The 13,153-nt window shown below is 51.8% G+C and carries 11 protein-coding genes and 1 other annotated feature; of the genes, 5 read left to right on the plus strand and 6 right to left on the minus strand.

Annotated features, from left to right (window positions below; all coding sequences use genetic code 11):
• Positions 1–240 precede the first annotated feature (240 nt).
• A complete protein-coding gene (locus tag BMX45_RS14815; protein WP_090910322.1) occupies positions 241–1,857 on the minus strand; it encodes an ABC transporter permease subunit in 1,617 nt (538 codons plus the stop codon).
• A complete protein-coding gene (locus BMX45_RS14820) occupies positions 1,850–2,602 on the minus strand; it encodes an ABC transporter ATP-binding protein (protein ID WP_090910323.1) in 753 nt (250 codons plus the stop codon). The genes BMX45_RS14815 and BMX45_RS14820 overlap by 8 nt, the downstream gene beginning before the upstream one ends.
• Positions 2,603–2,853: 251 nt before the next feature.
• Here BMX45_RS14820 and BMX45_RS14825 point away from each other — a divergent pair, with 251 nt between their 5' ends.
• Together BMX45_RS14825 and BMX45_RS14830 are read left to right on the plus strand one after the other, a co-directional pair.
• Positions 2,854–3,618 (plus strand): DeoR/GlpR family DNA-binding transcription regulator, encoded by a 765-nt coding sequence (locus BMX45_RS14825; RefSeq protein WP_090910324.1) that lies wholly within the window; start codon positions 2,854–2,856, stop codon positions 3,616–3,618.
• 315 nt (positions 3,619–3,933) lie between these two features.
• Positions 3,934–4,992 (plus strand): hypothetical protein, encoded by a 1,059-nt coding sequence (locus BMX45_RS14830; RefSeq protein ID WP_090910325.1) that lies wholly within the window; start codon positions 3,934–3,936, stop codon positions 4,990–4,992.
• A 58-nt stretch (positions 4,993–5,050) separates the two neighbouring features.
• On the opposite strand, the gene BMX45_RS14835 is transcribed toward BMX45_RS14830, so the two are convergent.
• The gene (locus tag BMX45_RS14835; protein WP_090910421.1) at positions 5,051–5,935 is read right to left on the minus strand and encodes a GNAT family N-acetyltransferase; all 885 of its coding nucleotides are present in this window, start codon (positions 5,933–5,935) and stop codon (positions 5,051–5,053) included.
• Positions 5,936–6,164: 229 nt separating this feature from the next.
• Between BMX45_RS14835 and BMX45_RS14840 the strand changes: the two genes are divergently transcribed.
• Positions 6,165–7,283, plus strand: a complete 1,119-nt coding sequence (locus BMX45_RS14840; protein WP_090910326.1) for an ATP-binding protein — start codon at positions 6,165–6,167, stop codon at positions 7,281–7,283.
• A 342-nt stretch (positions 7,284–7,625) separates the two neighbouring features.
• Entirely contained in the window at positions 7,626–8,441 is an 816-nt protein-coding gene (locus tag BMX45_RS14845; RefSeq protein ID WP_254778082.1) for an alpha/beta fold hydrolase, read from the plus strand.
• Positions 8,442–9,500: 1,059 nt separating this feature from the next.
• Here the strand turns inward: BMX45_RS14845 and metG are convergent.
• The 3 genes from metG to BMX45_RS31335 form a co-directional block, all read right to left on the minus strand.
• Positions 9,501–11,141 (minus strand): methionine--tRNA ligase, encoded by a 1,641-nt coding sequence (gene metG / locus BMX45_RS14850; protein WP_090910328.1) that lies wholly within the window; start codon positions 11,139–11,141, stop codon positions 9,501–9,503.
• Positions 11,142–11,187: 46 nt separating this feature from the next.
• Positions 11,188–11,459: a binding site (T-box leader), on the minus strand.
• A gap of 49 nt (positions 11,460–11,508) precedes the next feature.
• Positions 11,509–11,829 (minus strand): sigma-70 family RNA polymerase sigma factor, encoded by a 321-nt coding sequence (locus BMX45_RS14855; RefSeq protein ID WP_090910329.1) that lies wholly within the window; start codon positions 11,827–11,829, stop codon positions 11,509–11,511.
• Positions 11,830–11,886: 57 nt separating this feature from the next.
• Positions 11,887–12,063: a hypothetical protein gene (locus BMX45_RS31335; protein ID WP_175495112.1), complete on the minus strand. Its 177-nt coding sequence runs from the start codon at positions 12,061–12,063 to the stop codon at positions 11,887–11,889.
• 158 nt (positions 12,064–12,221) lie between these two features.
• Between BMX45_RS31335 and BMX45_RS14860 the strand changes: the two genes are divergently transcribed.
• The gene (locus BMX45_RS14860; protein WP_090910330.1) at positions 12,222–13,139 is read left to right on the plus strand and encodes an ArsR/SmtB family transcription factor; all 918 of its coding nucleotides are present in this window, start codon (positions 12,222–12,224) and stop codon (positions 13,137–13,139) included.
• The last annotated feature ends 14 nt before the right edge of the window (positions 13,140–13,153 follow it).

Consider the following 13,153-nt stretch of genomic DNA (forward strand, 5'->3'; position numbering starts at 1 on the left):
TTTTTATTGGCTTTAAAATAGGTTCAGTGCTTGATGTCCGCTGCGATACCGTATCGTACCTCCGATCGCTGTTGTCTTCAGATTTCTTCTGATTGGTATGAATCCGACTGTAGAAATTCGCAGACAAAGGCGAACCCATTGGCTTCTCCAGCACGATACGTCCTCTCCGCTGGGTGTTCGAGTATGTTTTTCCCCAACCACAAATCCGGCATCGTAGCGGACAAGCGTAATGGGGCAGCTTTAGCGCTGCGCCGTTCTCCTCTGCCATGCGTCGCACACCAGCTTAATGATCAGATTCGTGAAGAAGATCAGCATCGACAGCACGAAGATCTCATTAAACTTGGCGAAATGCTGCAGCTCTTTGATTTTGCTGGCGACAAGCGACGTCTGGGCCGATACGAGAAAAATGATGCCGCTGATCGTCACCATGGCGTTGATGAAATAGTAGCTGAACATCTCGATGACGGTTGAGGCTGAGTTTGGGAGGATCACCCGATACACGGTCTTGAACCAGCTGTCCCCCAGCAGTTCTCCCGTGGTTTCCCAGGAGGGATTCATCTTGGACAGGGAGTTCTTGGCCATCAGGAACGGCGTCGTAAAGAAATGAACGATGTTGCACAGAACGATAATGATAAAGGTCCCCTTCAGGCTGCTCCCGTTAAAGAAGAGCAGGTAGGATATCCCGAGCACCATGCCGGGCACGGTATTGGTTATCATGGATACGATGTCTACCGCGGACCGGGCTTTTAACGATGTACGCACATTGAGCAGCGCGGATAAGTACGCCATCAAGGTACCGAACAGCGCCGTTAAGAAGGCGACCCAGAGCGAATTGCGATAGACCCCCGTCAAATCACTCGATTGAATCACATCCCGCACATGCTGGAACGTGAAGGTCATGTCATAGGGGTAACTGCTCAACCAAGGAGCGATGAACATCACCGCAAAAATGGACAGCATGCCCATCACAATGGCCGACGACATCACGCCGAAGGCGATATCCCGAACGCGCTGCCGCGGCAGCTCGATATCCGACAGCTTGTCATAGTGGAAATTCCATTTTTCCAGATAATTCAGCAGCCAGATGCCGAAGACGGCCGGAATCAGCATCATCACCGCAATGACAGCGCCTTGATTGAAGTCCGGAATGGAGCCCAGCATCACCTGGTACAGCTGCGTCGCCACGACCGGGTAGGTACCGCCGACGGAAGCCGGAATCCCAAAGTCCGTAAAGCTTAAGATAAAGGACAGCACAAAGGCCCCGCCAAGAGCTCCCGCAAGGGGACGCATAATCGTATTCATAAAACTTTGCATCGTGCCGTCACCCATTAACTTGGATACGATGATGAATTTTTTATCAATGTACTTAAACGCGTTATGAATCAGCAGGAATACCGGCGGCAGCGTGTAAATGACGTAGCCGATGAGCAGCCCGTTCCATCCGTAGATCTCGAACAGATTGTGCCCGACAAGCCGGGTGATCAAGCCCTGGTTACCGAACGAATACATGATGGCGAACCCATAGGTAATGGTCGGAAGCAGCATGGGGACCATGATGACGGTTTTCAGCAGGCCTTTGACGGGCCGGTATATTTTGGTGCAATGAATGGAATACGCGAGTATGAACCCCAGAACGGTCGTGATCACGGCCGTTACGCCCGATACCTTCACGCTGTTGCCGATCGCCGCGACGAATTCCCGATTCGCCACTATGGATGCATAGTGTCCAAGGGTAAATCCCCGATCGGATCCGAAGGAGCGGACCAGCAATATGAGCAGCGGCAGGAACAGAAACACGGCGAACAATAACAGGATGACGGTAAAGATAACCCGCATTTCCGGCTTCGCGCTACGCATACTGTTCACCGAACAGGTTGTAGATGTTCTGCCTTTTGATATGCAGCTGCTTGATAATGAACTGCTTCACAAAATCATTGCTCGGATGATGGACAATCTCCTGGGGCGTGCCGAATTGAGCAATCTGTCCCTGATGGATGATCAGGATTTTGTCCGAGAGCGTCAGCGCCTCTTCCGGGTCATGCGTCACAATGATCGTGGTCAGCTTGAATTCCCTGGCGATCGACTGGATCCGCTGCTTGATCGATTCCTTGATCACGCCGTCCAGCGCGCTGAGCGGCTCATCGAGCAGCAGGATTTTCGGTTTCGTGACCAGCGTTCTGGCCAGGGCCACCCTCTGCTTCTGCCCCCCTGACAGTTCGCCGATCCGCTTGTCCAAGTGGGGCTGGAGCTCCAGAAAATCGATATATTCCCGGACCTCCTGCTTGCTTACGGTCCCCTTCTTATTGCGCAGGCCGTATACGATATTGTCGTAGGCATTCAAGTTGGGGAATAAGGCATAGTCCTGAAACACGATATTAAATCCCCGCTTCTTCATCGGTACGTTGCTCAGATCTTGACCCTGGAACACGATTTTTCCCTGATCCATTCGGGTGAGTCCCAAAATAATATTCAGCAATGTGGTCTTCCCGCTCCCGCTCGGACCGAGCAGCGATACAATCTCGCCCGTGCCGATTTCTATGTTGATGTCATCCAAAACCACTTTATCGTCGAATTGTTTGCAAATATGCTCTAGCTTCAGCAAACGGCTCACCTCCTTAAACACATCCTTAGTATAGAAACCATATGTAAATAAGAATCATGGGAACTGTTAAATGTAAGTAAATTATGCATATATCATTCATAAATTATTACTAACTATTGACCATATTCACTCAAAACTGATGCCTAACTTATGAATAATATAGGTAACTCTATTGAACATGGCCGTGCGAATCGGTAAACTAGACATGAATACAGGCATCAACCACTAATGCGGATTGAATGGGTGAGCGAATGTTTCCATTGGAGAGACAAAAGAAAATACTTGAGCTGCTTACGATTCGAAAAGTACTGAAGATCACGGAGCTTACGGAAGAACTGAACGTCTCCGTGGATACGCTGCGGCGGGATTTGAACACCCTGACCAAGCAAGGGCGGATTGAGAAGATCTATGGCGGGGTGAAGCTCGTGGAGTCCCGGATCGGCGAATCCTCCATGGATGAGCGCATGGTTAGCCAGCTGGAAGAGAAGGACCGGATCGCCCGCAAATGCAGCGAATTCGTTCATGACGGCGACTGCATCTACATCGACAGCGGCTCGACCACGTACCAAATCGCCAAATACGTGAAGCATAAGAAGAAGCTGACGGTGGTTACGAATTCACTTCCGGTCGCGATCGAACTGATGGACAGCGACGTGGAACTGATTATGATCGGCGGCAAAATCCGGCGGGAGGAGCAATCCGTTGTCGCGTATGAATACATCTTCAACTTTCATGAGCTGAATGTGCTGAAGGCGTTTATCTGCTGCAGCGGCATCACCATCGAAAAAGGCATCTCCGACTACAACCTGGAAGAAGCCATCACACGCAAAAAAATGATCGAGCTGTCCAAAGAGGTGATTGTCATGGCGGACAGCACCAAGTTTGGCAAAGACGTTACCATTTCCATCGCTCCGCTCGACAGAATCGATACCATCGTGACGGATGCGAACGTCCATCCAAGCTTTATTCCAACGTTCAAGAAGACCAATACAACGCTTGTGATTGCAGATGAATAGAATAGAGAATCACGCCAAAAACGGACATTACCGATCGCCGAACGACAGCGAGTATGGGAATGTCCGTTTTTTATTTCACACTGGTGGAGACCGGTGCCAGCTTATATGTATCGAGCCTTTTCCAGAATCCTGCATCCATAAAAGATTGATCTTCTTTGCATGCATCTCCATCTCTTTATTATGGGGATGACGGACCAAGCCCCTTTGTAAGCGGTTGTACATTGGAAGGGAAGTCCATATAATGATGAAGGAATGAAAATTAGGATATTTTTATTACTTTCTACGACACCATGCAGGTAGAGGAGGAATCTGATTATGAACGTTGGATCAGCACGAGCAGCGGCAACGGATTGGGTCTTGCAGCATGCCAGCAGGGAGCCTGGATTCATGGGTGCTTACTTCAGCGGCTCCACGGTCGGGAAGCCGGACGATGCCGAGATGGCTCCGTCATCAGACATTGACGTCGTTGTAGTCACCGCGGATCCGGAGCCCCCGCTGAAACCGGGGAAGTTTATCTACCAGGACGCCTTGATCGAGGTCACCTATCTGTCCTGGCAGGACCTAGCTTCGCCCGAGCAAGTATTAACGTCCTACCATTTGGCCGGCAGCTTCCGCGTAGACACCCTGATGTCCGACCCGACCGGGCAGCTGCGCAAGCTGCAGACGGACGTCTCGCGGCACTTTGCCGACCGGATCTGGGTCACCCGCCGCTGTGAGAACGTTCGCGAACGTATCATGAACGGCCTCCAATCCATAGATCCTTCCGCTCCTTGGCATCGCCAGGTGACCTCGTGGCTGTTTCCTACCGGCGTAACCACCCATATGCTTCTGGTCGCTGCGCTTCGCAACCCCACGGTCAGACTCCGCTATGCGGCCGTTCGCGACGTGCTGAAGGAATATAACCAAGAGGAGGTCTACGAGGAGCTGTTACGTTTGCTGGGCTGTAAAGACATGTCTGCCGAGCAAGCCATGAATCATCTCAACGGACTGGCCGGCACCTTCGACGCCGCTGCTGCGATTGCCAAGACGCCCTTCTTCTTCAGCAGTGACATTACGCCGGAAGCAAGACCGATTGCCATTGACGGCAGCCGCGAGCTGATCCTAAACGGAAGCCATCGGGAAGCCGTCTTCTGGATGGTGGCCACCTTCGCCCGCTGCCACAACATCTTGGAGGTTGACGGGAGTCCTGAATTTCAGGAGGAGTATGTACCCGCTTTCGATGCGATTCTGGCCGATCTCGGCATAACGTCCACCGATGACCTGCTCCAGCGGGCCGAAGAGACCCTCCGTTTCCTGCCGAAGCTGTGGGATGTCACGGTAGGCATTCTGGATGCCAATCCGTATGTATCCGGCGGCGAAGAATCAACCTCATAACTCCTAATTTCATATAGAAAAGACCACGCCAGGATTCGTTCCTGGCGTGGTCTTTGTATTAGCCGACTTCCTGCTCCAGCGGCAGGTAAAACCGGTGCTCCTCTTGGTCTCTGGCAAAGCCGACCGACTGATAAAGTGACAACGCCGTATCATTGGCTGCCTTTACTTGCAGCTTGACGGTGGCGGACCCATGAGCCTGAAGATAAGACATGGCGCGGCAAAGCAGATATTTGGCGATCCCTCGCCGTCTCCACGGTTCCCGCACAAACACATCTTCAATCACGCCATCCCCCTCCTCCTGCCATGCCATGGTACTGCCGACGATCGTATCCTCTTCCAGAACATTCATGGCGATCCAGTTGGAATGCGCCTTATATTCCCGTAATCGTTCGAGACCCAGCGGCGCTTCCGGCCAAATTTCAGCTTCGAGCTTTAGATACTCCACTTCCTCTTCCGCAGACTCGATCCTCCACAACCGATTTTGATAGCGACCATCTAACGGCGAGGCAGGAATGGGCTCCTCCAACGATCGTTTCATGGCATAAAGGTTCTCCAGCGGCTGAAACCCCTTCATCTCCGTAAAAAAAGCATTATTTGCGCTCTCATGGACATAATTGCCCACGCACAAATACGTCTCGTACGTCTTCGGCAAAGTCCTCATTAAGACAACCGCCCGTTCATACAGGACCTGATACAATTCGTCCAACAGGCCATAATCCCGCTCACGATGCGGAACCGCCTTGAGATTCACGTAAATATGATGCTTGCAGTTCGGGGCACATCCCGGCGGAATCACGTTTATGAGCCCGACCTGACCCTTAGCTACCATCTTCCCGTCTTCGATAGCGCAGAACACGTTTTCCCAATTCTCCCGGTCACCCACCCACCAGAACAGCGCATTCTCGGCGGATACCGCCTGATATAACTCGCCTAGCAGAGGCATGTCGCCCTGCCCAAAATTACGAATGATTCTTTCGCTCAAATGAATGTCACCAGCCTTTGCGTTCATTGTAAGGTGATCGGAGTGCCAACAACAGAGAAAAAACAACTATAGACAAACAAGCGGCTTTTTCAAACAACGATCTCCTTATAATGGGTGTACAATAATGAAATTACGTAATATAATAATTACGTAATAACATAATACTCAAAAGTGAGGTTGATGATTCCACATGACACGTGATCTATTCCAAGAGATGGATGTCTTAAAGAATCAAATGGCGGAGCTGCAGCAGCTTGTTTATCAAGCTCTTATGGAACGAAAACCTGCATCCGCATCAAATCCATACCGCCAAGAAATCGCAACAGCGCCCACCATAAATGAACCCAATCCCGAAGACGGCTCTGTCTTCTACTCCGGGCAGGTGCACCTGAACGGACAAAACATCCGCTGGGAGCCACAGCAACGCCGATTGAATCAATTACTGGACATGAATACCGAGAAGGCGGCCAAAATCCTCGCTGCCCTGGGCAACAAGCAGCGCCTGGATATTTTGAAGGCCGTCATGGCGGAGCCGCTATCGGGCTCCGAGCTGGTGGAACGGTTGAACATGGGGACGACGGGTCAGTTGTATCATCATCTCAAGGCGCTGCTCGGCGCAGACCTGCTCGTCCAGGAGCAGGGGGGCCGCTACGCTCTTCCCCAGCATCGAAGCCTGCCGTTCCTTCTGCTGTTGTCCGCTGCCGGCGATCTGCTCGATGCCAGCGATTACCTCGAGATGTCGGAAACCCGCAACAATGCAGGGATGTACTTCGGTCCCTCGCATGGCTTTGATATTCATCAGCTGCTTTGGGCCGTGGTGGAAAATTCGATTTTGGAGCATACGAGCGGGTATGGCGATCAGATCGGCATTTTCCTGCATGAGGATGGCAGCGTGACGGTGACCGACAACGGAAGAGGCATTCCGGTGCAGGCCCTCCCGAATTCCGATGTCCCCGTTGTGCAGTCGATTCTGACCGATGTCCACCGCTTCAACAACAGCGCGCACTTTCTGGTTCCCGGCGCGGAAAAAGGCATCAGCATTGCCGTGGTCAATGCCCTCTCCAAGCAGCTGTCCGTGGAAATTCGGCGTGACGGGAACATATACCGGCAGGAATACCGGCACGGCATACCGCAGACGGGTCTTTTGACGGTTGGTTTGACTCAAGAGACGGGAACCAGCGTGACGTTCAAGCCCGAGCCGGAATTGTTCAGCTCAGCCTTTGAATTTGACCGCATCCTTGAGCGCAAGGACGCGATTGCCGCGGATTATCCTGCACTTGCCCTGACCATTCGGAACACCGCTGAATAAGTGGCTTTTCGAAGCGGTCCGAACTTGTATACTTTGTTTTTTTGCAGCAGCGGCAGATATGGTTGGCACCCATCCAAGCATGCCCCGGACCACGTGCCGTGCTTACAGGGAGCAGTTTCGTGCGATGTACGAAAGCCTGGTATCCGGTACACCGAGTGCCTGCGCTCCTATGCTATACTGAGCTTGAACGAACGCTAATCGAGGTGATATAGAATGCTGGAACGTTCTATGGAGAATGTAATGGAATCCGAACAGGAAAGGGGCTGGTGCGATTAAAAAATAAAACGAAACGAGGACGATACACATGAATACACGAGATACGTTAATGAGCGAGGTTTTGCATTGAATGTTTCCATTCGCGGAAACGGCAAGCCCATATTGGTGGTGGGAAGCAGCGTTTACTACCCCCGCTTGTTTTCGGAGCAGCTTTATACGTTATTTCAATTGATTTTCCTGGACCATCGAGGCTTTGTGGAGCCTCCTCGGACACTGGAACCGGAAGACTATACGCTGAATAAGGTTCTGGATGATATCGAAAGGGCAAGACAAGCGTTGGGACTGGAGGATTTTATCATATTGGGGCATTCAGGACACGCCATTATAGCGCTGGCGTATGCCCAAACCTTTCCGGAACGCGTCGGCAAGGTGATCCTGCTGAATACGGCACCCTCCAATAGTTCGGAGCGGCAGCAGCAGAGCATCGCTTTTTTCAATGAGACGGCAAGCCCTGAGCGGAAACGGCAGTTCGAAGCGGATATCGCTCTGCTGGAGGAGGATATCCAAAGGGAGCCTGAACGGCGGTTTGCTCATATGTGCATTCGGATGGGAGCCCACAGCTTTTATGATTATGCCTATGATGCGGCTTGGATGTGGAATGGTATTTTTACCAGCATGCCCGTCTTGGATCATTTATGGGGAGAAGCCTTCGCGCGGCTGAATCTGATCGATTGCCTGGAAGAGGTGGATATCCCCGTCTTCATCGGTCTTGGACGGTACGACTATTTGGTCGGCCCCGTGTCGCTATGGGATGCCGTAGACGGCTCGCAAGCAAACGTGAGAAAGGTCGTTTTTGAGCAAAGCGGCCATAATCCGATGTTCGAGGAGCCTGAGCTTTTTAACGCCGTCTTGACGGATTGGATTCACGAAACGGATCGCTGATCTTGTAAAAGCTTGAATGAAGAGTAGCCCGCGGCATTTCCCGCTGGGCTCCCTTTGTATTTACCGGTGCTTCAAGCGGCGTACTCTCGCTTCATAAGGCTTCAAAGGCGCATCGTCCGATGCTCTACTCGCTCAAAGTCGCTCTTTTTGGGTCGGATGCGGCCACAGCTTCCGTTATTTGGTGATATTCGGGCCTCTTTTGGGCCAATGAGCGGATATGGATCCGCCATTCGCCGATTTTCGTTCCTTTTTTGAGTCCATGCGGACACTGGTTCCGCTATTTACTGATATTCGGGCCTCTTTTGGGCCAATGCGGACATAGGATCCGTTAATGCAGCCTTTACGCGGTTGAATCCCAGTAAATTTTGAATATAGCGGATCTCCTGTCCTCAAATCGCTGCAATATGGCTTAAAACATAGAAATAACGGAACCATTGTCCTCCAAACGCCACAAATCCAGAACCATCAAAAACCTCCATCACTCACGCGACGTTGCTTCATCAGTTTTCGCACATTGCCAAAGTTCCCCTACTACTCTGCTCCAACGATCCTCGACTCTTGATACTCTGCTCCAGCGATCCCACCCTTGATACTTCGCTTCCTCGATCCCCGACTCTTGTTACTTTGCTTCCTCAATCTCCGACCGTATACTCCGCTTCACCGATCCCGGACTCTCGATACTCGGTTTCCTCGATCCCGGCCTTTGTTACTTTGCTTCCTTGAACCTCGACTCCCGATAATCTGCTTCCTCATTCCTCGACTCTTGATACTTTGCTTCCTTGATCCTCGACTCCCGATACTTTGCTTTCTCGATTCCGAACTCTTGTTACTCTGCTCCATCAATCCTCGACTCCCGATACTCTGCTTCCTCGATCCCCAACTCTTGTTACTTTGCTTCCTGGCTCCTCTCCCCTTGGTCTCTACATCCCCCTTCCCATGATCATGCTTTTATTTCACCTCGCAGAGTCCTCGTACAAATACGAATTTCATCATGGCGACGATAGCTCGCACCCTCCTATTGCTTCTGACCCTATGGGTGGGTAGCCGTGAGTTTCCCCATTAAAGGGATAGCTCCCCCAGCCGACGGCTCTCCTCCTCAATCCGGCTTGGATCGATGCGCTCAAACAACAGCTCCACCCCATGAATCGGAATGCCGGCCGGAACGTGGCACCACTTCCACGAAGGCGGCTCCAGCGAGAGAAAATCCCGGATCCTATCGCAAGAGAACGGAATAAACGGCTGCAGCAGGTTCGCCAGATTGGCTATAATCAGAATGCAGGTGTACAGCGTGGTCCCGCAGGCGGCTCGATCCTCCTTGATCTGAATCCACGGCTTCCGTTCATCGAAATATTTGTTCGCCTGGCGTACCACGCTGAAAATCAACTCCAACGCTTCTTTCAGTCGACCCTCCTCAATAAGCGCCCCGGCCTGCCGGTACAGTTCCTCCACCCGGCCCTGCCACTCATCGGATATGCTGCCCTCAGGCACTTTCCCGTCAAACGATTTGTTCACAAACACCAGGGTCCGGTTGACCAAATTCCCGAACGCGCCAAGCAGCTCGCCGTTATGGCTGTGAATGAACTCCCTCCAGGAGAAATCCGCATCCCGCTTCTCGGGACCGTTCGCAAGGAGGAAATAACGAACCGAGTCCGGCTGATACCGGCTTAACAAATCCGGCACCCATATGGCCCAATTGCGACTGGTCGAGAATTTCTTCCCTTCCAGCGTCATGTATTCGCAAGAAATGATCCGATCCGGCTGATGCAAATCCCCGGCTCCCTTAAGCAGCGCGGGCCAGATCAACGTATGAAACGGGATATTGTCCTTTCCATGAACATAGTAAGCGGTCACTTCGTCCTGCCCCTTGCGCCAAAAGGGCTCCCAATCGCCGCCCGTCTCCGCGGCCCACTGCTTGCTGGCGGACAAGTAGCCGCTGACCGCTTCGATCCAAACATAGATTTTCTTATCCTCGAAGCCCGGAACCGGGACATCCACGCCCCAGGTCAGATCCCGCGTAGCCGCCCGGTCCTGAAGTCCTTCCTCCAAGTATCTTCGGGTCATATGCACGGCATTATCCCGCCACCCTTGGGCGTTACTCAAATCATCCGCCAGCTCAGCTTGGAAACTCGACAATGATATATAAAAATGCTCGGTGGGCCGCTCCACCGGCGGGTTCCCGCAAATGCTGCATGTCCTGTTCGTCAGATCGGACGGATCAAGCATCGTGGAACAGGCATCGCACTGATCCCCGCGGGCCCTGCTCCCGCATACGGGGCAATCTCCTTCCACATAACGATCCGGCAGAAACCGCCGATCGGTTTCGCAATACGTTTGCAGCACGGTTTTACGGTACAGATGGCCGTTGTCCAGCAGCTTCAGGAACAGCTCTTGTACCACGCCATGGTGAAACGCCTGATCGGTTCGCGTGTATAAGTCATAAGAGAAACCCAGCTGTGCAAAGCACTCCGCAAACTCCGCATGGTACCGATCGGCAATATCCCCCGGCGTTACGCCCTCTTGAATCGCTTGCACCGCCACCGGCGTGCCGTGGCAATCGCTGCCCGATACGTACAGGACGCGATCGCCCTTCGCGCGGAAATAACGCGCCAACACGTCGCCGGGCAGGAGACTGGCAAGCCGCCCTAAATGTAAGGATCCGTTGGCATAAGGCCAGGCACCGCCGATAAAAATGTTCGTCATATCAAATCATCCTCCTTTTTTTGGACAACAAAAAAAGCCCTCATCCCAAAGGGACGAGAGCTTATGGCTCACGTGGTACCACCCAATTTCATTCATGCCTTGCGGCATTCACCTCTTCAGGTACGACGCCAATATATCGCGTGTATACCCTAGCACGTTAACGGGTGCGGGTTCCGGCACAGCCTACAACCCCATGCAGGGTTTCGGTGCACAGCTCAGAGACCATATTCCCAAGGCTCCTTCTTTACCCCTTTTCACCAGCCGGGGCTCTCTGTTCAAAGACGCTGCCAAGGTACTCTTTCTCTTCATTGCTTTTGTCTCGCATTATTCAATTACTGGAAATCATACTCGAATTTCACGGAAGAAGTCAAGGGGACGAATGCGCAACTTTTCTAGCTCTTTCCCGGCCGTCCCGTATCGCTCCCAGCTTCTTGCCCAGCATCATTTTAAGCTTCTTGCGGGCTCTGCTCATGCGGTTCCGGACATTTTCGGGCTCAATCTGCAGCACCTCCGCAATTTCCAAGGTGTTGAAATCCTCGTAGTAGTACAAATACATCGGTTGTCTTAAGGTTTCGGGCAGCCTAAGCACGGCGGACAACAGCTCGTCATGGTTTTCTTTGCTGTACATGATCGATTCAGGCACCTGTACGGCACACTCGCTTAAACGGTTCTCAGCCAAAAGGTCCATTCATTTCAACTCCTTTTTTCCCTTAGATGGATATGGAGCGGTTCTTCCTTGTTCCCGTTAGTTCAAATTTCGAGCTCTTTTCTTGACCGGCTGAAATTGCCGTCTCTTCGCTGGGAAGAAGCGTGCCAACAGACGTACCCGATCATGCGTATATTTCCAGGACTCTCCGGCCTCTCGATCCAACCCCGCCTGCTGCTGCTTGATCAGAGATTCCACAACGAACCAATTGGTCATATCCAGTCACTCCTCTTCCTCCGCACAATAGTTCATGTTTTTTTGAACTAATAATTTAAGTTCAATTATATATGAACTTTATAAAAGTTCAATATTTATTTTCCCTAAGATGTGGTAACATGAGACTGGAATGATAAGTACCGGAGGAGAGAGTGCTCATGACCTTTATCAGAGTTGACTATTCGCCTGTTCACGAGCTGGTCACCAGCTTGTTCGCATATACGGATAATAAAAACCAAATGCATGATCTGGGAAATAAATGGAGGAAGGATATACAGAAGAAGCTTCCTGCGTCTTTTATGGATAAGTTGGAAGAGCTGGACTTGTGCGAGATTATTGCTTATCTGCACCTGGTCATCGCAGACAGCCCGGAGAAAAACAATGTGGAGCGTTTTCTTGCCTGGTTCGCCGATTTGGGAGAAGGCCATTTGTACGAAATCCTGGCGCCTTATCTGGAAGATGGATTTCCGATGGGACTAAAAACCTTTCGGGAGCTGAGCCATGAAATCATGTCGGAGTGGCATCGGGCATATCCCATCACGCCGGAAATTCACGAGCTGTTAGGGCGTTCCGCCGCCCGCATGGAGCTGCTGAGCCGGGAGCTTCCCTACATTGATTTGATCGATGAGGCAACAAGCGGGATCGTGCTCGATCCCGAAGACGAATATAACGCCATTCTGCTCATTCCCACCTATCACATCAAGCCGTTAAACCGGATGGACTACGTGAGCAAACAACAGCTCATTATCAGTTATGCCGTAGAAGATGAGCAGCTAGACGAAGATACGCCGACCCATCAGCTGCTGCGCATGACCAAGGGGTTGGCTGACGAGAAGAGGCTCGTGCTGCTGCACATTCTGGCTGACGGCCCCGTCACGTTTACGGAGCTGCAGCAGAAGACCGGACTTTCCAAGAGCAACCTGCACTACCACCTTTCCTTGCTTAAAACCGCGGGCCTTCTGCGCATGCACTTCAAAATGCCGAATGAACGATATAAATACAGCGCAAGACCGGAATCCTTCACTCAGCTGAAGGCTTTCCTGGAGTCTTACGTGTTCGGTCTGACAAAAGAATAAGCGCTGCGTTGTCC

Origin of the sequence: Paenibacillus sp. cl141a (genome assembly GCF_900109305.1) — a bacterium.
Classification (GTDB): Bacteria; Bacillota; Bacilli; order Paenibacillales; family Paenibacillaceae; genus Paenibacillus_AQ; species Paenibacillus_AQ lautus_A.

Coding starts and splice junctions, on each gene's coding strand:
- BMX45_RS14860 (WP_090910330.1), top strand. CDS start 12,222: ATGACCTTTATCAGAGTTGACTATTCGCCTGTTCACGAGCTGGTCACC.
- BMX45_RS14855 (WP_090910329.1), bottom strand. CDS start 11,829: ATGGACCTTTTGGCTGAGAACCGTTTAAGCGAGTGTGCCGTACAGGTG.
- BMX45_RS31335 (WP_175495112.1), bottom strand. CDS start 12,063: ATGACCAATTGGTTCGTTGTGGAATCTCTGATCAAGCAGCAGCAGGCG.
- BMX45_RS14835 (WP_090910421.1), bottom strand. CDS start 5,935: ATGCCTCTGCTAGGCGAGTTATATCAGGCGGTATCCGCCGAGAATGCG.
- BMX45_RS14840 (WP_090910326.1), top strand. CDS start 6,165: ATGACACGTGATCTATTCCAAGAGATGGATGTCTTAAAGAATCAAATG.
- BMX45_RS14825 (WP_090910324.1), top strand. CDS start 2,854: ATGTTTCCATTGGAGAGACAAAAGAAAATACTTGAGCTGCTTACGATT.
- BMX45_RS14830 (WP_090910325.1), top strand. CDS start 3,934: ATGAACGTTGGATCAGCACGAGCAGCGGCAACGGATTGGGTCTTGCAG.
- metG (WP_090910328.1), bottom strand. CDS start 11,141: ATGACGAACATTTTTATCGGCGGTGCCTGGCCTTATGCCAACGGATCC.
- BMX45_RS14815 (WP_090910322.1), bottom strand. CDS start 1,857: ATGCGTAGCGCGAAGCCGGAAATGCGGGTTATCTTTACCGTCATCCTG.